This window comes from Streptomyces tendae (genome assembly GCF_014650435.1).
In the GTDB taxonomy this organism is placed as follows: Bacteria; Actinomycetota; Actinomycetes; order Streptomycetales; family Streptomycetaceae; genus Streptomyces; species Streptomyces tendae.
This window is the reverse complement of record NZ_BMUY01000002.1, coordinates 423,357-444,357: the sequence shown is the minus strand read 5'-3', so window position 1 is coordinate 444,357 and position 21,001 is coordinate 423,357. Positions and strand designations below refer to the sequence as shown.

The 21,001-nt window shown below is 72.2% G+C and carries 19 protein-coding genes; 9 read left to right on the top strand and 10 right to left on the bottom strand.

Annotated features, from left to right (window positions below; all coding sequences use genetic code 11):
• Positions 1-73 precede the first annotated feature (73 nt).
• Genes IE258_RS06970 through IE258_RS06960 form a run of 3 tightly spaced genes read left to right on the top strand, consistent with a single transcriptional unit; the run spans position 74 to position 3,545 of the window.
• Complete coding sequence (locus IE258_RS06970) at positions 74-1,075, top strand: NTP transferase domain-containing protein (protein ID WP_189740315.1); 1,002 nt, start codon at positions 74-76, stop codon at positions 1,073-1,075.
• A complete protein-coding gene (locus IE258_RS06965; RefSeq protein WP_189740312.1) occupies positions 1,075-2,451 on the top strand; it encodes a molybdopterin molybdotransferase MoeA in 1,377 nt (458 codons plus the stop codon). The genes IE258_RS06970 and IE258_RS06965 overlap by 1 nt, the downstream gene beginning before the upstream one ends.
• Positions 2,448-3,545: a potassium channel family protein gene (locus tag IE258_RS06960; protein ID WP_123625314.1), complete on the top strand. Its 1,098-nt coding sequence runs from the start codon at positions 2,448-2,450 to the stop codon at positions 3,543-3,545. Before IE258_RS06965 ends, IE258_RS06960 begins: the two co-directional genes overlap by 4 nt.
• A gap of 17 nt (positions 3,546-3,562) precedes the next feature.
• Here the strand turns inward: IE258_RS06960 and IE258_RS06955 are convergent, their stop codons facing one another.
• Together IE258_RS06955 and IE258_RS06950 are read right to left on the bottom strand one after the other, a co-directional pair.
• On the bottom strand, positions 3,563-4,411 hold the full coding sequence (locus IE258_RS06955; RefSeq protein ID WP_189740307.1) for an ABC transporter permease: 849 nt from the start codon (positions 4,409-4,411) through the stop codon (positions 3,563-3,565).
• Complete coding sequence (locus IE258_RS06950) at positions 4,408-5,430, bottom strand: ATP-binding cassette domain-containing protein (RefSeq protein WP_189740304.1); 1,023 nt, start codon at positions 5,428-5,430, stop codon at positions 4,408-4,410. Before IE258_RS06950 ends, IE258_RS06955 begins: the two co-directional genes overlap by 4 nt.
• A 142-nt stretch (positions 5,431-5,572) precedes the next feature.
• Here IE258_RS06950 and IE258_RS06945 point away from each other — a divergent pair, with 142 nt between their 5' ends.
• Positions 5,573-6,553: an NAD(P)H-quinone oxidoreductase gene (locus tag IE258_RS06945; RefSeq protein WP_189740301.1), complete on the top strand. Its 981-nt coding sequence runs from the start codon at positions 5,573-5,575 to the stop codon at positions 6,551-6,553.
• Positions 6,554-6,599: 46 nt separating this feature from the next.
• On the opposite strand, the gene IE258_RS06940 is transcribed toward IE258_RS06945, so the two are convergent.
• Positions 6,600-7,361 (bottom strand): hypothetical protein, encoded by a 762-nt coding sequence (locus IE258_RS06940; protein ID WP_189741207.1) that lies wholly within the window; start codon positions 7,359-7,361, stop codon positions 6,600-6,602.
• A gap of 172 nt (positions 7,362-7,533) precedes the next feature.
• Here IE258_RS06940 and IE258_RS06935 point away from each other — a divergent pair, with 172 nt between their 5' ends.
• Positions 7,534-8,073 carry a bacterial proteasome activator family protein gene (locus IE258_RS06935; protein ID WP_052836664.1) on the top strand — a complete coding sequence of 180 codons (540 nt, stop codon included), beginning with the start codon at positions 7,534-7,536 and terminating at the stop codon, positions 8,071-8,073.
• A gap of 86 nt (positions 8,074-8,159) precedes the next feature.
• On the opposite strand, the gene IE258_RS06930 is transcribed toward IE258_RS06935, so the two are convergent.
• Positions 8,160-9,824: a Stk1 family PASTA domain-containing Ser/Thr kinase gene (locus IE258_RS06930; protein ID WP_189740298.1), complete on the bottom strand. Its 1,665-nt coding sequence runs from the start codon at positions 9,822-9,824 to the stop codon at positions 8,160-8,162.
• Positions 9,825-10,170: 346 nt separating this feature from the next.
• Here IE258_RS06930 and IE258_RS06925 point away from each other — a divergent pair, with 346 nt between their 5' ends.
• Positions 10,171-11,796: a protein kinase domain-containing protein gene (locus IE258_RS06925; protein ID WP_189740295.1), complete on the top strand. Its 1,626-nt coding sequence runs from the start codon at positions 10,171-10,173 to the stop codon at positions 11,794-11,796.
• An 88-nt stretch (positions 11,797-11,884) separates the two neighbouring features.
• Here IE258_RS06925 and IE258_RS06920 read toward each other — a convergent pair whose 3' ends face one another.
• Positions 11,885-12,292, bottom strand: coding sequence for a pyridoxamine 5'-phosphate oxidase family protein (locus IE258_RS06920; RefSeq protein WP_189740292.1), 408 nt, complete (start codon positions 12,290-12,292; stop codon positions 11,885-11,887).
• Positions 12,293-12,452: 160 nt separating this feature from the next.
• A complete protein-coding gene (locus IE258_RS06915) occupies positions 12,453-13,109 on the bottom strand; it encodes a response regulator (protein ID WP_127896312.1) in 657 nt (218 codons plus the stop codon).
• 323 nt (positions 13,110-13,432) lie between these two features.
• Between IE258_RS06915 and pdhA the strand changes: the two genes are divergently transcribed.
• From pdhA to IE258_RS06900, 3 genes are read left to right on the top strand one after another with little or no spacing between them, the layout of a single operon-like run.
• Positions 13,433-14,707, top strand: a complete 1,275-nt coding sequence (gene pdhA, locus IE258_RS06910) for a pyruvate dehydrogenase (acetyl-transferring) E1 component subunit alpha (RefSeq protein WP_189740289.1) — start codon at positions 13,433-13,435, stop codon at positions 14,705-14,707.
• A 1-nt stretch (position 14,708) separates the two neighbouring features.
• Positions 14,709-15,689, top strand: a complete 981-nt coding sequence (locus IE258_RS06905) for an alpha-ketoacid dehydrogenase subunit beta (RefSeq protein WP_159324987.1) — start codon at positions 14,709-14,711, stop codon at positions 15,687-15,689.
• 10 nt (positions 15,690-15,699) lie between these two features.
• Positions 15,700-17,127: a dihydrolipoamide acetyltransferase family protein gene (locus IE258_RS06900; protein ID WP_189740286.1), complete on the top strand. Its 1,428-nt coding sequence runs from the start codon at positions 15,700-15,702 to the stop codon at positions 17,125-17,127.
• A gap of 76 nt (positions 17,128-17,203) precedes the next feature.
• Here IE258_RS06900 and IE258_RS06895 read toward each other — a convergent pair whose 3' ends face one another.
• The 4 genes from IE258_RS06895 to IE258_RS06880 all read right to left on the bottom strand — a co-directional run bounded on the left by IE258_RS06895 (position 17,204) and on the right by IE258_RS06880 (position 20,781).
• Entirely contained in the window at positions 17,204-18,181 is a 978-nt protein-coding gene (locus tag IE258_RS06895; RefSeq protein WP_189740283.1) for a BRO-N domain-containing protein, read from the bottom strand.
• Positions 18,182-18,328: 147 nt separating this feature from the next.
• Positions 18,329-19,318, bottom strand: a complete 990-nt coding sequence (locus IE258_RS06890) for a DUF1648 domain-containing protein (protein WP_189740280.1) — start codon at positions 19,316-19,318, stop codon at positions 18,329-18,331.
• The gene (locus tag IE258_RS06885; protein WP_127895128.1) at positions 19,315-19,662 is read right to left on the bottom strand and encodes a GntR family transcriptional regulator; all 348 of its coding nucleotides are present in this window, start codon (positions 19,660-19,662) and stop codon (positions 19,315-19,317) included. Before IE258_RS06885 ends, IE258_RS06890 begins: the two co-directional genes overlap by 4 nt.
• A gap of 183 nt (positions 19,663-19,845) precedes the next feature.
• Positions 19,846-20,781 (bottom strand): D-alanyl-D-alanine carboxypeptidase family protein, encoded by a 936-nt coding sequence (locus IE258_RS06880; RefSeq protein WP_189740277.1) that lies wholly within the window; start codon positions 20,779-20,781, stop codon positions 19,846-19,848.
• Between the last annotated feature and the right edge of the window lie 220 nt (positions 20,782-21,001).

Here is a 21,001-nt window from a genome sequence, read left to right as displayed (position 1 = left end):
GTGTCCGCACGCCCGCCGATCGCGCGGGCTCCCCTGCGTTCCCTGTGATCGCCGAGGGCCCCATACTCGGGGGGTGACCGCGTACGAGCCCCCCGGCGACCCAGGCGCCGACACCGACCCCGCGCCGGATCCCGGGCCGACGGAACCCGGCCGCGCCGGGTACGACGCCGTCGTGCTCGCCGGCGGGGCCGCCCGGCGGCTCGGGGGCGTGGACAAGCCCGGTCTGCGGGTGGGCGGGCGCGCGCTCCTCGACCGGGTGCTCGCCGCCTGTGCCGGAGCCGGGACCACCGTCGTGGTCGCCGAGCCCCGGCCCACCGCCCGCCCGGTGACCTGGGCGCGCGAGGACCCGCCGGGCGGTGGACCGCTGGCCGCCCTCGCCGCCGGGCTGCGGCACACCGCCGCGGAGCACGTGGTGGTGGTCTCCGCCGACCTGCCGTTCCTCGCCCCGGCGACCGTCGCGCGGCTGCTGGCGTCCCTCGCCGCGGGCGATGCCGACGGGGCGCTGCTCACCGACGCCGACGGCCGCGACCAGCCCCTCGTCGCCGCGTACCGCGCGCCCGCACTGCGCCGCGAACTCGCCGCGCTCGCCCGCGACCGGGCGGCACGGGACGGAGAACCGGACCTCACCGGGCTGCCGCTGCGCCGCCTGACCGGCGCTCTGCGCCTCACCCGCGTCCCGGACGCCGTCGCCTCCTTCGACTGCGACACCTGGGACGACCTGGCCACCGCAAGGGCACGCATCAGGGAGCATGGTCACGTGTTGGATGAATGGATTTCCGCAGCGAAGGACGAGTTGGGCATCGACCTGGACGTCGACACCAAGGTCCTGCTCGATCTCGCGCGCGACGCCGCCCACGGAGTGGCCAGGCCGGCCGCCCCGCTGACCACCTTCCTCGTCGGTTACGCGGCCGGGCGGGCCCAGGGCGGCCCCGAGGCCGTCGCCGAGACCGCCCGCAAGGCCGCGGCCCTCGCCCTGCGCTGGGCCGAGGAGGCCGCCGACGCCGGTGCCGCCCCGGGGAAGGACACGCCCGACGTGGCTCCCGACGCCACCCCCGACACCCGCCCGGACGCGTGATGACCTCCCCCGGCACGCGGGCCGACACGGAGGCCGAGGACCTCGACGTCGAGGAGGCGCTCGCCCTCGTGAAGGAGAACCCGGGCCCCGCCCACCGCGGCCCCGCCCACCCGGGCCGCGGCGGACACGGCACGCCCGCCCCGCACCACCCGGCGGACTCCCACCACGGCGCGACCCCCTGGCCCGAGGCCCGGGCGACCGCCGAGCGCGCCGCCCGCGCCGCGGCCCGCGCCGCCCGCCGCACCCCCGTCGCCGTGCCCCTCGACGCCGCCCTCGGCCTCACCCTGGCCGCGCCCCTGGCCGCCCTCACCGACCTGCCCTCCTTCGACACCTCCGCGATGGACGGCTGGGCCCTCGCAGGACCGGGCCCCTGGGAGGTGCGCGACGAGGGCGTCCTGGCCGGACACGCGGAACCCGCGCCCCTCACCGACGGCGAGGCCGTCCGCATCGCCACCGGCGCGCGGATCCCCGCTGACACCACCGCCGTACTGCGCACCGAGCACGGCCGCACCGACGAACGCGGCCGCCTGCACCCCACCCGCGAGGTCGGCCACGGTCAGGACATCCGCCCGCGCGGCCAGGAGTGCCGCAGCGGCGACCAGTTGCTGCCCGTCGGCACCCTCGCGACCCCGGCGGTGCTGGGCCTCGCGGCCGCGGCCGGGTACGACACCCTCACCGCGGTCCCCCGCCCCCGCGTCGACGTCCTCGTCCTCGGCGACGAACTGCTCACCGAGGGCCTCCCGCACGACGGCCTCATCCGGGACGCGCTCGGCCCGATGCTGCCGCCCTGGCTGCGCGCGCTGGGCGCCGAGGTCCGCGCCGTGCGCCGGATCGGCGACGACGCCAAGGCGCTGCACCGTGCCGTCACGGCCTCCGACGCCGACCTGATCGTCACGACCGGCGGCACCGCGGCGGGCCCCGTCGACCACGTCCACCCGACCCTGCGCCGGATCGGCGCCGAACTCCTCGTGGACGGCGTGGAGGTGCGCCCCGGGCACCCCATGCTGCTGGCCCGCCTCAAGGGCGACCAGCACCTCGTCGGACTGCCCGGCAATCCCCTCGCCGCCGTCTCCGGCCTGCTCACCCTCGCCGAGCCGCTGCTGCGCACCCTCGCGGCCCGTCCGGCGCCCGAGCCGTACACGCTGCCGCTGCGGGACGCGGTGCACGGGCACCCGTATGACACCCGGCTCGTGCCCGTCGTGCTGCGCGACGAGGGTGCCGTGCCGCTGCACTACAACGGCCCCGCGATGCTGCGCGGTGTCGCGGCCGCCGACGCCCTGGCCGTCGTACCCCCTGGCGGTGCGCGGTCCGGCCAGGAGGCCGAACTGCTCGACCTGCCCTGGGCGGCCGGCGGAATCGGGGTGTGTTTCACGTGAAACTTCCGGGCCAGGACGCGATCGCTCGGCAGGCGGACGAGCACTTCGTGACCCACAAGGTGAAACTCCCCAGGAAGCTGGTGGAGCACCCGTTCCGGCAGGTCGCCAAACGGCTGTCCATCGCCCTGCTGGTCCTCGTGGTGACGGCCGTCATCGTCTACGCGGACCACGACGGCTACACCGACAACTCCGACGGTTCCGTCGACCTCCTCGACTCCTTCTACTACGCCACCGTCACCCTCTCCACCACCGGCTACGGTGACATCACGCCGGTCAGCGACGCCGCCCGGCTGACCAACATCTTCGTCATCACGCCGCTGCGCGTGCTCTTCCTGATCATCCTGGTCGGCACCACGCTGGAAGCCCTCACCGAGCGCACTCGGGAGGAGTGGCGCCTGAACCGCTGGAGGTCCGCCTTGCGCGATCACACCGTCGTCGTCGGCTTCGGAACCAAGGGGCGGTCGGCGATCCAGACCGTCTGCGCGACGGGGCTGCGCAAGGACCAGGTGGTCGTGGTCGACCCCAGCGGAAAGGCCATCGAGGCCGCGACGGCCCACGGCTACGCGGGTGTGGTCGGTGACGCGACCCGCAGCGACGTGCTCAACCGGGCCGAGGCGTACCGGGCGAAGCAGATCATCATCGCCACCCAGCGCGACGACACGGCCGTGCTGGTCACACTGACGGCCCGCCAGCTCAACCGCGGCGCGAAGATCGTGGTCGCGGTCCGCGAGGAGGAGAACGCGCCGCTGCTGAAGCAGTCCGGCGCCGACGCGGTGATCACCAGCGCCAGCGCCGCCGGCCGGTTGCTGGGGCTCTCCGTGCTCAGCCCCGCCGCCGGCATGGTCATGGAGGATCTGATCAGCCAGGGCAGCGGGCTCGATCTCATCGAACGGCCCGTCATAAAGGCCGAGGCGGGCAAGAACCCGCGGGAGGTGGAGGACCTGGTGGTGAGCGTGATCCGCGGCCACCGGGTCCTGGGCTACGACGACCCGGCCGTCGGCGGGCTGGAGCTGACGGACCGCCTGATCACGATCGTACGGGCGACGCCGGCCACCCATGTGACGCCCGACGCCCGCCCGTTCCCCCGCGACTGAGCCGCCCTTCTCCCCTGTTACTTGCGGTTGTAGAGCCGCATCGTGACCGGGCCGAAGACCAGCAGGAACAGGCCCGCCCAGCCCAGCGTCCAGGCGATCTCGACGCCGGGCCAGTCGCCCGCCATCAGCCCGCGCACCGCGGACGCCAGGTGGGTGATCGGGCTGTTGTTGACGAAGGCCTGCAGCCAGCCCGGCATGGTCTTCGGGTCGACGAAGACGTTGGACAGGAAGGTGAGCGGGAAGATCACCATCATGCTGACGCTCATCACGGACTTCTCGGTGCGCAGCATCAGCCCGAACATCGTCCAGATCCACGAGAAGGCGAACGAGAAGATCAGCAGCAGGGTGATCCCGGCGACCACGCCGACGAACCCGCCGTCGGGCCGGTAACCGAGCAGCAGTCCGACGGCGAGCATGACGATGGACGCGATGGTGTAGCGCAGGGCGTCGCCGAGGAGGTAGCCGACCATCGCCGAGGGCCGCCAGATGGGCAGCGAGCGGATGCGGTCGAAGACGCCCTTCTCGATGTCGATGTTCACCGAGACCCCGGTGTACATCGTGATCATCACGACCGACATCACGAGGATGCCCGGCAGTACGAACTGGATGTAGTCACCGGGCGAACCCGCCAGCGCACCGCCGAAGAGGTACGTGAACATCAGCAGGTTCATGATCGGGAAGGCGGTGACGTCGAAGAGCTGCTCCGGCACGTGCTTGATCTTGAGGATCGCGCGCCAGCCGAAGGTCAGGGACGTGGACCAGGCGCTGGGCCGCGGCGGCCGCTCCCTGGTCACCAGCAGGGCCGCCAGCGACTCGGTGCTGACCGCGGAGAGACCCTTGTCCTCGGTGCTCGTGGCCGTGCTCATGCCGCCACCTCGCCCTTCGTGTCAGTGCCGGAGCCGCCGTCGGTGCTCTGGCCGGTGTCGTGCCCGGTCAGCGCCAGGAAGACCTCGTCGAGGCTGGGCTGTCCCAGGGAGAAGCTGTCGACGGTGATGCCGGCCCGGGCCAGCTCACCGAGCGCCTTGGCCGCCTGGTCGGCGGCGGTGTCACTGGCCGCCGCCCCGAGGCGTGCGGTCAGCGCCACCGGGTCGGGCTCCAGCTGCACCTCGGCCACCAGCAGGTTCCGCAGGACGCGCTCGGCCTCGGGCCGCTCCTCCGCGTCCCGCAGCCGCAGATGGACGGAGCCGGCGCCGACGGAGGACTTCAGCTCGCCCTTGGTGCCCTCGGCGATCACCCGCCCCTTGTCGATGACGGCGATCCTGGACGCCAGCTGATCGGCCTCGTCCAGGTACTGCGTGGTCAGCAGCACGGTCGTGCCCTGGGCGACGACCGCGCGCACGATGTCCCACACCTGGTTGCGGCTGCGTGGGTCGAGCCCGGTGGTGGGCTCGTCGAGGAAGAGCAGGTCGGGGGTGTTGAGGATGGAGGCGGCGATGTCGATGCGCCGCCGCATGCCGCCCGAGTAGTGCTTGACCTGCTTCGCCGCGGCGTCCGTCAGCCCGAAGGCCGCCAGCAGCTGGTCGCCGCGCTCCCGCGCCGCCGCCTTGCCGTGCCCGAGGAGCCGGCCCAGCAGGACCAGGTTCTCGCTGCCGGTGAGGTCCTCGTCCACGGACGCGTACTGCCCGGTGAGGCTCACCCGGCCGCGTACCTCGTCGGCCTCGCGCACCACGTCGTGACCGAAGACGCGGGCCTGGCCGCCGTCCGGCCGCAGCAGGGTGGCGAGCATCTTCACCGTGGTGGTCTTGCCGGCGCCGTTCGGGCCGAGAACGCCGTAGACCGTGCCGGCGGGCACCGCGAGGTCCACCCCGTCCACGGCCCGGGTCTCACCGAACGTCTTCACCAGGCCCTCGGTCTGAATGGCGAGTCCGGACGTGTGCGTGCTCATGCTGTGGGTCCTTCCGCGTTCTTCGTGTACGCGTTCTTGGGCTACGCATGGGAAGACCTTTACCGTCGCGCAAACTCATCGCCGACGCACGGGGATTTTCCGGCGGGGAGGGGGACGGGGGCACAGGAGTAGCGTCGGCCCCATGCATGCGATCACGATTCCCGAACCCGGAGGCCCCGAGTCGCTGGTGTGGGCCGAGGTTCCCGACCCGCAGCCCGGCGAGGGCGAGGTCCTGGTCGAGGTGGCGGCCAGCGCCGTCAACCGCGCCGACATCATGCAGCGCCAGGGCTTCTACGACCCCCCGCCCGGCGCTTCCCCCTACCCGGGCCTGGAGTGCTCCGGACGCGTGGCCGCGCTCGGCCCCGGCGTGTCCGGCTGGGCCGTGGGCGACGAGGTGTGCGCGCTGCTCTCGGGCGGCGGCTACGCCGAGAAGGTCGTCGTCCCGGCCGGCCAGCTGCTGCCGGTGCCGCAGGGCGTCGACCTGAAGGGGGCGGCGGCACTGCCCGAGGTGGTCTGCACCGTCTGGTCAAACGTCTTCATGGTCGCCCACCTGCGCCCCGGCGAGACGCTGCTCGTGCACGGCGGCTCCAGCGGCATCGGCACCATGGCGATCCAGCTCGCCAAGGCCGTCGGAGCGAAGGTCGCGGTGACGGCGGGCACCAAGGAGAAGCTGGAGCGCTGCGCCGAGCTGGGCGCGGACGTCCTGATCAACTACCGGGACCAGGACTTCGTCGCCGAGGTGAAGGACGCCACCGGCGGCGCCGGCGCCGACGTCATCCTCGACAACATGGGCGCGAAGTACCTGGACCGCAACGTCCAGGCCCTCGCCGTGAACGGCCGTCTCGCGATCATCGGCATGCAGGGCGGCCGGAAGGGCGAGCTGAACATCGGCACGCTCCTGGCCAAGCGCGCCGCCGTCAGCGCCACCTCGCTGCGGGCCCGGCCCCTGGAGGAGAAGGCGGCGATCGTGGCGGCCGTCAAGGAGCACGTCTGGCCGCTGTTCGCCGGGGGACACGTCCGCCCGGTCGTCGACCGAGAGATGCCGATGAGCGAGGCCGCCGAGGGCCACCGGGTGGTCGAGGAGAGCGGGCACATCGGCAAGGTGCTGCTGGTCGCCCCGTAGGCGGCGCACGGCCGGTGCCGGGGTGGGCGCCTGGGCTGTGCGGGGGTCACCCCCGGCGCAGGCGCAGCCCCGCGAGGCCCAGGGCCAGGCCGAGGCCGATGAGCACCAGCCCGCTGCCGAGCGGGAGGACTCGCAGGACGGGCTCGGCGGCCGCCCGGGTGGGCGTGCCGCTCTGCGCCGGGGACCGGGACGGGGCGGCCGGGGACACCTCGGCGGCCTCGGTCGCACCGGGCGGCGCGGCGGTGGCCGGGTCCTCGGGGACGCCGACGGCGGCGTCGTCGTCCGGGTACCGGTCGGCGTTCTCGTCCCTGCCGTCCCGCTCCCGCCCGCGCTCCTCGTCGCGTCCGGGCCGTTGCCTGCCCTCACCCGGCTGCTTTCCGCCCCGGGAGGGGCCGGGGTCGGCCGTGCCGGACGCCGACGGTGAGGCGGCGGAGGTAGTGGAGGACGAGGGGGACGAGGACTTGGGTGGCCGGCGCCCCGCTCCATCTCCGGGGCCGGAGTTTTCGGTGGGCCGGGAGGAGGGTCCGGCGTCCGGCCGGTCCGGCCGCTCCGTGCGGTCGTGGCCGTCGGCGCGCCCGGGACGTTCGTGACCGCCCCGCCCGTCATGGGTGCCGGAGCCGTCCGGGACGGCGACCGCCCCCGGCGCGGAGGGCCCCGGCGACGGCGCCGCCACCACCACCGCGACCGGTGCCGACGCCGGCAACCCGGCACCGTGGGCCGGCCCCGCCGCGTACGGCGCCACCACCGCGCCGGCCCCCAGGGCACCCGCCAGCCCCGTCGCCCGCAGTGTGCGCAGCCATGGAGTCACGTCCGTGACCCCCTCCCGGTGATGAGCGGTCGTGGAAAGCGTCGGGGAAATCGACGGAACAAGCCTCACACCGGTCGGTGAGACCGGCATTCCGGGCGCCGCCGAACGCGTCGGGGCCGTTTCCGCGGGGGCACCACCCGTCCGCGCCTCCCGGGTGCGCGACAATGGCCACATGGAGATGCCGAGGAACGACAGGTCGCCGGAGAACCCCCAGATCCTGGTCGTCGGCCAGGACGGAATGGCGCTCAGCGGCGGCGGGGACGACGACTCCCGCGAGATTCCGGTGACCGAGCAGGTGGAGCAGCCCGCCAAGGTCATGCGGATCGGCAGCATGATCAAGCAGCTGCTCGAAGAGGTGCGGGTCGCGCCCCTGGACGAGGCGAGCCGGGTCCGGCTCAAGGAGATCCACGCCAGCTCGGTGAAGGAGCTGGAGGACGGTCTGGCCCCGGAGCTGGTGGAGGAGCTGGAGCGGCTCTCGCTGCCCTTCACGGACGACGGCACCCCGACCGACGCCGAACTGCGGATCGCGCAGGCACAGCTGGTCGGCTGGCTGGAGGGCCTCTTCCACGGCATCCAGACCACGCTGTTCGCCCAGCAGATGGCCGCCCGGGCCCAGCTGGAGCAGATGCGCCGCGCGCTGCCGCCCGGCACCGCCCCGGAGGGCGAGGAGCCCCCGCACCCGGGCGGCCGTTCCGGCGGCCCCTACCTCTAGTCATGTAGGCACGGATATCGCGAAGGGCCCGGCAGCGTGTGCTGCCGGGCCCTTCGGCGTCAGCCGTCCGTCACGTCGTCACGGGCTCACTCGGAGGGCGGGTTGCCCGTCGAGACCTTGAGCTGGATCTCCGGCATGTTCTCCGGGTCGACGTCCGTGCCCGCCGTGGGGAACTGGTCCCGGACCGAGCCCTCGCCATAGGTGTTCTCGTCGACGTCGACGACCTTCATCCGCCAGCCCGCGGCGTTGAAGCACTCCTTGACCGAGCCGATGTACTTGAAGGTGAAGTCCGGCACCTTGATCTTGTCGGGGTCGTTGTACGACTCCTCAGGCTCGGTGCACTCGTCCTTCTCGATGGTCCTTTCCGTGTCCGGCCCGCGGTAGCCCGCCGCCTTCGACGGCGACGCCGACACGCTCGCCGTGCCGCCCCCGCCGGCCTCCGGGTCCTCGTCGCCGCCGCTGTTCATCAGCAGGGCGCCGACCAGCGCGCCGACGGCCACGACGGCGACCACGATCGAGCCGATGATCACCGGCTTGTTGCTCTTGCCGCCGCCCGGGGAACCGGAGCCCTGGGCCGACGGTGTCAGGTTGTACGGCGGCGGCGTCGACGCCCCCTGCTGCTGCCCGTACGGCGACGGGGCCGGCGTCTGGTATCCGCCCTGCTGCGGATAGCCGTACGCCGGGGAGTGCGCCGCCGGGGCCGGGGTGCCGTACGGGTTCGGGCCGGGGGCCGGCGTCGGCTGGTACGGCGTCTGCACCGGGCCCGTGGGCGCCGGCGTGCTCTGGTCGACCGGCGGGAAGACCGCGGAGCCGACCCCCGCGCCGTTCGACGTCTGGGCGCCGGGCACGATGCTCGGCGGGGCCGCCTGGAAGGAGGCCGCGACCCGCAGGCACTCGTCGCGCATGGCCTCGGCGCTGGGGAAGCGTTCGTTGGGGTTCTTCTTCAGCGCGCGGGCCACCAGCGCGTCCACCGCCGGGGGCAGGGCGCGGTTGACGGTGGACGGGGCCACCGGCTCCTCCTGCACGTGCGCGTACGCGATCGCGAGCGGCGAGTCGGCGTCGAACGGCAGGCGCCCGGTGACCAGTTGGAACAGCATGATGCCGACCGAGTACAGGTCGGAGCGGGCGTCGACGCCGCGGCCGAGGGCCTGCTCCGGCGAGAGGTACTGCGGGGTGCCGACGACCATGCCGGTCTGCGTCATCGAGGTCACGCCGGACTGCATGGCGCGGGCGATGCCGAAGTCCATCACCTTGACCACGCCGCGCTTGGTCATCATCACGTTGCCCGGCTTGATGTCCCGGTGGACCAGGCCCATCTCGTGGCTGATCTCCAGGGCGGCCAGCACGTCGGCGGTGATCTTCAGTGCCTTGTCGGCGGGCATCGCGCCCTGCTGCCGCACGTCCTCGTCGAGCACGGAGCCCAGCGGCCTGCCCTCGACGTACTCCATGACGATGTACGGCGTCGTCATGCCGTCCAGATCGTCCTCGCCGGTGTCGAAGACCGAGACGATGTTGGTGTGCGTGAGCTTGGCCACGGCCTGGGCCTCGCGGCGGAAGCGCTCACGGAAGGCCTGTTCGCGACCCAGCTCGGTGTGCAGCGTCTTGATCGCGACCTGGCGGTCGAGGACCGAGTCGTACGCCAGGTGCACGGAGGCCATACCGCCCTCGCCGAGCAAGTCGCGCAGCTGGTAACGGCCGCCGGCGAGCGCCCGCCCCGCGTACCGTCCCTGTCCGGCGGCGTCCTGGCTCATGTCTCTGCGTCCCCCATAGACGGCGGGCGCCGGTGGCAGCGGCACGCGCGCTCGTGATCGAAAGTGCTATTCCCGGCCAAGTCTGCCCCAGGGCACCGACACGTCAAGCGCGGTGCCCGTTCCGTGACCGTACGCGAAAGAAGCGTCGCGGAAGCGTTACAGCGGGCGTACCGCCGGTACACGGAATTTGCACGACAGTACGGAACCAGGGTTTCATGACCGGTCCGTCTCATGTCCGGTCCCGGCGCCCATCTCGGACCGGAGGCCCCCGCGAAGGCTGTAGCGTGGCCGACGGAGACCGTAACAACACCGCGCGTACCGCGGGCAGAAACGACGGCGAGGACTGATGGCACAGCAGCAGCGCGCCCAGGGCCCGTCCGAACCCGAGGCATCTGGCGGCGGTATGTCTGACGCGCCGGAGAACTGGGGCAACGGCGGCCTGGTCGGCGACGGCCGGTACCGGCTGACCCGCAGGCTCGGGCGGGGCGGCATGGCCGAGGTGTTCGCCGCCGAGGACGTCCGCCTCGGGCGCACCGTGGCGGTCAAGCTGCTGCGCGCGGACCTCGCCGAGGACCCGGTCTCCAAGGCCCGCTTCACACGCGAGGCACAGTCGGTGGCCGGTCTCAACCACCACGCCATCGTGGCCGTGTACGACTCGGGCGAGGACGTCGTCGGCGGCCAGTCCGTGCCGTACATCGTGATGGAGATCGTCGAGGGGCGCACCATCCGCGACCTCCTCCTCAACGCCGAGGCGCCCGGCCCCGAGCAAGCGCTGATCATCGTCTCCGGGGTCCTGGAGGCTCTGGCCTACTCGCACCAGCACGGCATCGTGCACCGCGACATCAAGCCCGCCAACGTCATCATCACCAACGCCGGCGCGGTCAAGGTGATGGACTTCGGCATCGCGCGCGCCCTGCACGGCGCCCAGTCGACGATGACGCAGACCGGCATGGTCATGGGCACCCCGCAGTACCTCTCCCCCGAGCAGGCCCTCGGCAAGGCCGTCGACCACCGCTCCGACCTGTACGCGACCGGCTGCCTGCTCTACGAACTCCTCGCGCTGCGGCCCCCGTTCACCGGCGAGACCCCGCTGTCGGTGGTCTACCAGCACGTGCAGGACATTCCCACGCCCCCGTCCGAGGTCTCCGACGCCACCCCGCCGGAGCTGGACGGCCTGGTGATGCGCTCGCTGGCCAAGGAGCCCGACGACCGCTTCCAGACCGCCGAGGAGATGCGCGGCCTGGTCCAGTACGGGCTGCAGATGCTGTACGAGCAGGGCGGCCACACCGGTACCTGGAACACCGGCCCGGTCGCCGCGCACGACGGCCGGCACACCCCGTCGGCCGGTCTCGCGGGTACGACGGTGATGCCGCACCCCGCCGACCACGGGGCGTCCGGCACCCAGCAGATCCCCCAGCCGATCCTGCCGGGCCGCTACGACGGGGACGACGGCGGCTTCGAGGGCCGCGGCAACAAGGGCAGCGGTCGCGGCAAGCTGTGGATACTGGCCGTCCTCGCGGTGATCGCCATCGCGGCGGGCGTCGCGCTGGCCCTGAACAACGGCGACGACGGCAAGGGCGGCACCGAGACGGACAAGAGCCCGTCGGCGACCACCTCCCAGAGCACCGGCGAGGAGTCGCCGAGTTCCTCGCCCAGCGACGAGCAGACGCAGGAGACCACCGACCCGGGCACCGAGCAGGGCTCGGGCGGGGGCGGCACCGGCGACGGGGGCTGGGAGCAGCCGGACACGCCGTCGTGGACGCCTTCGCACACCGAGACGAACGATCCGACCGGTGACCCGACCGGCGATCCCACGGGTGACCCGACCGGCGATCCGACGGGTGAGCCGACCGGCGGCGGTGAGCCGACCGGCGGTGGCGAGCCGACCGGCGGCGGCGACCCCACGGGCGGTGGCGAGCCGACGGGCGGCGCGACCGGCGCCCCGGGCGGTTCCGAGGGGGGCGAGGGCTGAGGCCCCTATAACGATCCCCACGCGCGCGTGTGGCCCGGAAACGGGCTCCACGCGCGCGTCGCGTTGCGGGGACGCCGCTGCGGGGAGGTCAGAGGGGCCCCGCCGACCCGTCCGTGAAGTGCACCGTGCCGAACTGCGGGTCGACGCACAGGTAGGCGGGCTCGAAGGGCTCGCCGTCCACCCGGTCCGGCGTCGGACCGAACCGCTCCAGCTCGGCGGTGCTCGGCTCGTGGTCCTCGCAGCGCCCCACGACCTGTACCGTCCACAGGCTCTCGCCGGGTCGCGCGGAGGTCAGGTTGTCCGCCCCGTACGCGACGACGCTCCCGGCGCACACCCGGTGGTACCCCCAGCTCCTGGGCATCCGCAGCAGGATCCGGCCGTCGGCCACGATGTGCCGCGCGTGGGCGAGGAAGGGCAGGGCGCGCAGGGTGGTGGCCGCCCGGCCGTAGGCGGTACGGCCGAGCAGGCCGACGGCGAGCTGTTCGTCGGAGGGCATGGTCTCACTGTGCGCGAGCGCGGGGCACGCGACCAGGGTCGCCCGCCCCGGCGGGAAGGGACGTAAGTCCCGAGTAAGTTCCTCCCGAGCACGTCGAGCACGTCGAGCACGTCGAGCACGTAGTCACGTAGTACGGAGCAGTGGCCGGGGGAGCGTGTCCTCAGCGGTTCTCGGCCTCCAGGCGGGCCACGAAGGCCGCCGCCTGCGAGCGCCGCTGCATCCCCAGCTTGCCCAGCAGGCTCGACACGTAGTTCTTGATCGTCTTCTCGGCCAGGTGGAGCCGCTCGCCGATCGCGCGGTTGGTCAGTCCCTCGCCGATCAGGTCCAGGATGCGGCGCTCCTGCTCGGTGAGGTGGGCCAGCCGGTCGTCGGGCTTCGCCCCGCCGTCGCGCAGCCGCTCCAGCACGCGCGCGGTGGCCACCGGGTCGAGCAGCGACTTCCCGGCCGCCACCTCCCGTACGGCGCCGAGCAGCTCGGCGCCGCGGATGTCCTTGAGGACGTAGCCGGACGCGCCCGCCATGATCGCGTCGAAGAGGGCCTCGTCGTCGGCGAAGGAGGTCAGCATCAGACAGCGGACGGACTCGTCCCGGGAGCGGATGTCGCGGCAGACCTCCACACCGCTGCCGTCCGGCAGCCGTACGTCCAGCACGGCGACGTCCGGACGGGTGGCCGTGACCCGCGCCTGCGCCTCGGCGGCCGTACCGGCCTCGCCCACCACCTCGATGTCCGCCTCGCCGGCGAGCAGATCGTGCACCCCGCGCCGGACCACCTCGTGGTCGTCGAGGAGGAATACCCGGATTTTTCCGTCTTCGCGCACGCGGTCAGTGTCACACACCGGCTCTTCCCGTGCCCGGGGTGGCCGGGATAACGTGCCGTTGTTCCGGCCCCCTGCAAGGCTGTGACCAGTAAAACTTCCGCCCTACGCCGATTTACTTGGAAATCCGAGTAAAAACGCAGGTCAGGAGGGGTTTCACAGAAATGTGGAGCACTGGGTAACGTGCTGTTCGCAGGGCGCTCGCCGGGGCACCTGTCACGCCTGTTCCCGATCGGGCCGCACCCACCCTTGTGCGTCCGCCGGGCCGCAGGTGAGCCGCACTGGCTTCCGGCGAACCCGGGGGCCGGACCGACGGAGGAGCACACGTGACCGAGAGCACTGCCGCGCGCAAGCCGCGACGCAGCGCCGGAAGCAAGGCGGCCGGGACCACCGGCACCAAGGCGGCCGGGACCACCGGCACCAAGGCCGGCACCGACGCCAAGCGCACCACTGGCACCAAGCGCACCACCAGCACCACCCGTACCGCTGCGAAGAAGGGCTCCGAGACGGAGCTGGTGCAGCTGCTGACGCCCGAGGGCGAGCGGGTCGGGACCGCCGCGAACTCCGCCTACGCCGAGTACGCCTCGTACGTCGCCGACATCACCCCCGACGAGCTGCGCGGCCTGTACCGCGACATGGTGCTCACCCGACGCTTCGACGCCGAGGCCACCGCGCTGCAGCGCCAGGGCGAGCTGGGCCTGTGGGCCTCCCTGCTCGGCCAGGAGGCCGCCCAGATCGGCTCCGGCCGGGCCACCCGCGAGGACGACTACGTCTTCCCGACCTACCGCGAGCACGGCGTCGCCTGGTGCCGCGGGGTCGACCCGACCAACCTGCTCGGCATGTTCCGCGGTGTGAACAACGGCGGCTGGGACCCCAACAGCAACAACTTCCACCTCTACACCATCGTCATCGGCTCGCAGGCGCTGCACGCCACGGGCTACGCGATGGGCGTGGCCAAGGACGGCGCCGACTCGGGAGTGATCGCGTACTTCGGTGACGGCGCCTCCAGCCAGGGCGACGTCAGCGAGGCGTTCAACTTCGCCGCCGTCTACAACGCGCCCGTGGTGTTCTTCTGCCAGAACAACCAGTGGGCGATCTCCGAGTCCAACGAGAAGCAGACCCGCGTGCCGCTCTACCAGCGCGCCCAGGGCTTCGGCTTCCCCGGCGTCCGCGTCGACGGCAACGACGTGCTGGCCTCCCTCGCGGTCACCCGCTGGGCCCTGGACCGCGCCCGGCGCGGCGAGGGACCGGCCCTGATCGAGGCGTACACGTACCGCATGGGTGCGCACACCACCTCGGACGACCCCTCCCGCTACCGGCACGACGACGAGCGCGCCGCCTGGGAGGCGAAGGACCCGATCCTGCGCCTTCGCCGCTTCCTGGAGTCCGCAAACCACGCGGACGAGGGATTCTTCGCGGAACTTGAGGCGGAGAGCGAGGCGTTGGGCAAACGAGTACGCGAGGTGGTCCGTGCCATGCCGGACCCGGACCGGTTCGCCATCTTCGAGCACGCGTACGCGGACGGGCACGCGCTCGTGGACGAGGAGCGGGCGCAGTTCGCCGCGTACCAGGCATCGTTCGCAGACGCAGAGGGGGTCTGACATGGCAGCGGAAAAGATGGCGCTGGCGAAGGCGATCAACGAATCGCTGCGCCGCGCGCTGGAGTCGGACCCCAAGGTCCTGATCATGGGCGAGGACGTCGGCAAGCTCGGCGGTGTCTTCCGGGTCACCGACGGCCTGCAGAAGGACTTCGGCGAGGACCGGGTCATCGACACCCCGCTGGCCGAGTCCGGCATCGTCGGCACCGCCATCGGCCTGGCCCTGCGCGGGTACCGCCCGGTGGTGGAGATCCAGTTCGACGGCTTCGTCTTCCCGGCCTACGACCAGATCGTCACCCAGCTGGCGAAGATGCACGCCCGCTCGCTGGGCAAGGTCAAGATGCCGGTCGTCATCCGCATCCCCTACGGCGGCGGCATCGGCGCGGTCGAGCACCACTCCGAGTCCCCCGAGGCGCTGTTCGCGCACGTGGCGGGCCTGAAGGTGGTCAGCCCGTCCAACGCGGCGGACGCGTACTGGATGATGCAGCAGGCCATCCAGAGCGACGACCCGGTGATCTACTTCGAGCCCAAGCGCCGGTACTGGGACAAGGCCGAGGTCGACCGGGAGGCCATCCCGGGCCCCCTGCACGCCGCGCGCGTGGTGCGCGAGGGCACCGACCTCACGCTGGCCGCCTACGGCCCGATGGTGAAGCTCTGCCAGGAGGTCGCCGACGCGGCCGCCGAGGAGGGCCGCTCCCTCGAGGTCGTCGACCTGCGCTCGATCTCGCCGGTCGACTTCGACACCATCCAGGCGTCGGTGGAGAAGACCCGCCGCCTGGTCGTGGTCCACGAGGCGCCGGTGTTCCTGGGCTCGGGCGCGGAGATCGCGGCCCGGATCACGGAGCGCTGCTTCTACCACCTGGAGGCCCCGGTGCTCAGGGTCGGCGGCTACCACGCGCCGTACCCGCCGGCGCGTCTGGAGGAGGAGTACCTGCCCGACCTGGACCGGGTGCTGGACGCCGTCGACCGCTCGCTGGCGTACTGAGGAGGGGAGCGTGACGACGATGACGGACAGTTCCGTGCGTGAGTTCAAGATGCCCGACGTGGGCGAGGGGCTCACCGAGGCCGAGATCCTCAAGTGGTACGTCCAGCCCGGTGACACGGTCACCGACGGCCAGGTGGTGTGCGAGGTCGAGACGGCCAAGGCCGCCGTCGAACTGCCCATCCCCTACGACGGCGTGGTCCGCGAGCTGCACTTCCCCGAGGGCACGACGGTCGACGTGGGTACGTCGATCATCGCGGTGGCCGTCGGCGACGGCGCGGCGGCGGCCGCGGAGCCGGTGCAGGAGGCCGTGGCGGAGGAGCCCAAGCCGGAGGGCCGCCAGCCGGTCCTGGTCGGGTACGGGGTCTCCACCTCCTCGACCAAGCGCCGCCCCCGCAAGGGCACGGAGGCCCCGGCCGCCGCGCAGGCGCCGTCGGCGGCGATCCAGGCCGAGCTGAACGGCCACGGACCGGCAGCACCTGCGGCACCTGCGGCACCGACAGCACCGGCCGCCCCGGTCACCGGCGACCGCCCGCTGGCCAAGCCCCCGGTGCGCAAGCTCGCCAAGGACCTCGGCGTCGACCTGGCGACCGTGGTCCCGTCCGGCCCGGACGGCATCATCACCCGCGAGGACGTCCACGCGGCCGTGGCGGCGCCCGAGCCGGCCCAGACGGCGGCCCCGCGTTCCGAGCCGGCCGCGCCCGCCCCGTCCCCGTCGGCCCCGACGTCGTACGACACGACGCGCGAGACCCGTATCCCGGTCAAGGGCGTGCGCAAGGCGACGGCGGCGGCGATGGTCGGTTCGGCGTTCACGGCGCCGCACGTCACCGAGTTCGTGACGGTCGACGTGACGCGCACGATGAAGCTGGTCGAGGAGCTGAAGCAGGACAAGGAGTACACGGGCCTGCGGGTGAACCCGCTGCTTCTGATCGCCAAGGCCCTGCTGGTCGCGATCAAGCGCAACCCGGACATCAACGCGTCCTGGGACGAGGCCGCCCAGGAGATCGTGGTCAAGCACTACGTCAACCTGGGCATCGCCGCCGCCACCCCCCGGGGCCTGATCGTCCCGAACATCAAGGACGCCCACGCCCAGACCCTGCCGCAGCTGGCGGGATCGCTCGGCGAGCTGGTGTCGACGGCCCGGGAGGGCAAGACCTCCCCGGCCGCCATGCAGGGCGGCACGGTGACCATCACCAACGTCGGCGTCTTCGGTGTCGACACCGGTACGCCGATCCTCAACCCGGGCGAGTCCGCGATCCTCGCGGTCGGCGCGATCAAGCTCCAGCCGTGGGTCCACAAGGGCAAGGTGAAGCCGCGTCAGGTCACCACCCTCGCCCTGAGCTTCGACCACCGCCTGGTCGACGGCGAGCTGGGCTCCAAGGTCCTCGCCGACGTGGCAGCGGTCCTGGAACAGCCCAAGCGGCTGATCAGCTGGGCCTGACAGCCACGAACCGGTAGTTTCATGACGGAGGGGCGCCGCAAGCTCGAGTTGCGACGCCCCTCTTGTCGTGCCGGGCTCAGCCCCGATGCAGCACGTACACCGGGGCCCCGTCATCGGCCCCGCCCCGCGAGCGGATGCAGGCGTGGGTGCCCAGCAGCCGCAGGCATTCGTTGACCCGCCGCACGGGGAGCCCCGTACGGGCGGCGATCGACTCCAGCGGCTCCCGCAGCTCACCCTTCTCTACGAGCACCGGTGCGATGGCCCGGGCGACCGTCCACACGTCCTCCGTCACGGACAACCGCTGCCGCCAGTCGGCCAGCACGGACTCCGTGGTCGGTACCGGAGCGAGGTGGCCGCGGAGTGCCCCTTGGTGGAGAACCAGGGTGTCGAACCGGTCCGCGATGCGCTCCAAGGCGTGCACCATGGCCTGTTGCACGGCGAGGGTGGACTGCTGGACGGCGAGAGTGGCCTGCTGCGTGGCCAGCATCTCCCGCTGCAGCGCGATCGACGTGCGCTGGCCCTCGGCCAACTCCTCGTCCAGCTTCAGGTTGTGCGCCTCCAGCCGGACGATGGCATCGGCCACCTGGTCCGGCATGGCGTAGGCGATGGGGGCACCGGGTTCGGTGGGCTGCACCTCCGCCTCGTCCAGAGTGTACGAACCCTCGCGCTGCACGGTCTCGACCACTTCGGCGACCCATTGTTTGAAGGGGGCGCAGGCCGGTTTGGTGCAGGCGTTGACCAGCAGGATGAGACCTTGCAGATCAATGAGTTGCAAGTCTCGTCGCCACTGCCTACCTGCGGGAATGCTGAGACTGTGACTTCCAGTCACAGTCTCGAGACTGTCTCGGTGTTCCTCCGGTACGTGGTCGAGAAGGGCCTTTCGGGTCGTGGTGTATCCCAACTCCTTGCACACGTCCGCCGCCGGAAACCAGTGGCTTCCCCCCGGCATGGTCAGCCTGCGCACCCGGACGCCGGTCGCCGCGTAGACGAAGTCGCTGACGTCGATCGCGTCGTTCTGCTCGGCGAAGTTCTTTCGTTCGCTCGGTTCGTTCATGTGAACCACCTCCGTCGCGGAACGTAGGACGGAGTCATGGGCATATGCCAGCCAGGTACGCAGATGTTCACGACTGCGAGCGAAGATGATCGAAAGAGCTGCGGCGGCCCCCGGGGGGCGTGTAACAGGCCCCAGGGGCCGCTGTGTTCAGCCCCGGGTCCGGTCCGTGCGCAGGGCGTTGAGGAGGGCCGCGCCGCGTTCGGCGTCGTCGATGCTGATGGCGAAGTCGGTTCGGCGGCCGTGGGGGCGTATGACCAGGCATTCGCCGGCGCGCAGCATCACCGTGGTGCCGAGGCCGCTGAGGCGGTAGCCCCAGCCACCGACCTCGGCGGGGCTGCGGACCTCCATCCGCGCCGTGTCGATGTCGCCGGGTGCCCAGCGGCGTCCGGGCCAGCCGAGCGGGCCGAAGGAGACCTCCAGGCCCCGCTCCGAGACGCGGGCCTGGACCGAGGAGAACATGCCGCAGGCGAGGGAACCGGCGCCGCAGCCGGCGAACACCGCCCACAGGGTGCCCGGGGCGGCCAGGCCGCCGACCAGGGCGACGAGCGCGCCCGCGGCCACCAGGCCGATCGCGGCGGCCAGCAACTGGAGCCAGGGGTTGGCGGTGCGGGAGAACCAGACCAGGCGCCGGCCCTTCGGGATGTCCAGCGCGGGGGCGGCTTCGTCGGACGTCGTGGTGTCGTCGGAGGCGCCGCGTCGCCGGGAGACGAGCAGCCATCCGGCCACTCCCGCGAGTACGGCCGCGACGAGGATCGCGACGACCCACGTGGTGGGCTGACGGGCCTCGTGCCAGTCGGCGCGGTCCAGGTTGGCCCGGACGACCGCGGCCTGCGCGCCGGTGAGGAGGATGCCCAGGGGGAGCAGGGTCACGGTGGTCCAGGGGTGGATCGGCGGGCCCGCCCGCATCAGGGGGACGGTGACCGCGGCCGCCGTCACCAGCCAGATCAGCGCGGGGACGAGGGCCGCCGCCCACAGGGGCATGGAGCCGTCGGGGCTCTCGCCGCTCAGGCCCCAGTGGGTCGCCAGCCGGTCGGGCAGCCGGTCCCGCGCGAGGAGCGGCATCCCGGCGAGCACGGCGGTGACCCCGGCCGTCCAGACTGCCGCCGTCATACGCCGTGCCGTGGTCGTGTCCCTCATGGCATCCCCCTGATCATGTCGATGAGATCGGTCCTGCTGTAGCCCAGCCGGGCCGCCTCGGCGAGCAGCTCCCCGACCCGGATCTGCAGCTCGGAGTGCGGCCGGGCGCCCGCGGCCACCGTCACCCCCCGGCCCCGGCGGAACTCCAGCAGGCCCTCGTCCCGCAGGCCGCGCAGCGCGCGCAGCACGGTGTTGACGTTGACGTCCAGGGCCTCGGAGAGGTCGCGGGCCGAGGGCAGGCGGTCGCCCGGGGCGCACTCCCCCTCGGCGATGGCGCGCCGGACGGCGCCGGCCACCTGTTCGTGGAGCGGGCGGGTGTCGGTCTTGTCCAGACTCAGCAGCATGGTGCTAATGACACTATCACCATGCGTGCCATTTGTGTCGGAGGTGCCCGGGCAGCGCGAAGGGCCCGTCGCCTCGGCGAAGGGCCCTTCTCGGCAGAGCGGCAGAGCGGCAGAGCGGCAGAGCGGTGGTGCGGTGGTGCGGTGGTGCGGTGGTGCGGCGGTCGGCGGGGAGCCGGCCCGGGGCTACTTCTTGAAGGCGTAGTCCATGAGCTTGGTGGCGTCCTTGGCGCGCTGTGTCGTCGACGAGGACGCCAGTACCGTGCCGATGACCGTCTTCCCCTTCCGGGTCGCGGCGAAGACCAGGCAGTACTTGGCCTCCGGACCCGAACCGGTCTTCACGCCGATCGCTCCGCTGTAACTGCCCAGCAGCGTGTTGGTGTTGGTCCAGGGCGCCATCGTGCGGGTGCCGCCCTTCTTGGTCTTCGTCTTCGCCGTGTACTTCTTGGTCTTCACGATGGTGCGGAAGGTGGAGTTCTTCATCGCGCTGCTCGCGAGTTTCGTGAGGTCGCGCGGTGTGGAGTAGTTCTTGCCGTTGCCGATGCCGTCGAACGAGTCGAAGTGCGTGTTCTTCAGGCCGAGGCTCTTGGCGGTCGCGTTCATCTTGCCGATGAACGACTTCACCCGCGCCGCCCGCGTCTTGCCCGAGCCGAATTTGTCGGCCAGCGCGTACGCCGCGTCGCAGCCGGAGGGCAGCATCAGCCCGTACAGCAGCTGGCGCACCGTCACCTTGTCGCCGACGATGAGCCGGGCGGAGGAGGCGTTCTTCGACACGATGTAGTCGCTGTACGCCATCTGGATCGTCACCTTGGCGTCCAGGTTCAGCTTCGGCTGGGCGAGCACGACCTTGGCGGTCATGATCTTGGTCGTGGAGCCGGTGGAGCGCTTGGTGTCGGCGGCCTTGGTGTAGAGCGACTTGCCGGTCGCGTTGTTCATCACGAAGCCGCCCTTGGCGGCGATCGAGGGCGCGGTGGGCGCCCGCACGGCGGCGGCGGGTACGACCCGCTCGGGTGCGGCGGCCTGCGCGGGTGCGGTGGCGAGGGCTCCGGTGGCGAGGACGGCGCCGCCGGTCAGGGCGACGGAGAGGGCCCTGCGCAGACGGACGCCCGAAATGTTGTTCATTGAGTTGATTACCCCGATTGTGGTGAATTCCCCGGAAGTGCGGCCGAGTTGTGGTCGGTGCAGCGGTGGCCGCGACAGTGCGACATCCGAAGGGGGTAAATGGTTGCGCGGTGGCCCGGGGGAAGTTCTCCGGCTCCCCCTGGAGGGTGAGCGGGGCGGACCGGCGTCCGGATGCTGGACCGGATCCCTCTTGTGTCCCTGTTGTATCTATCCTGTCGGC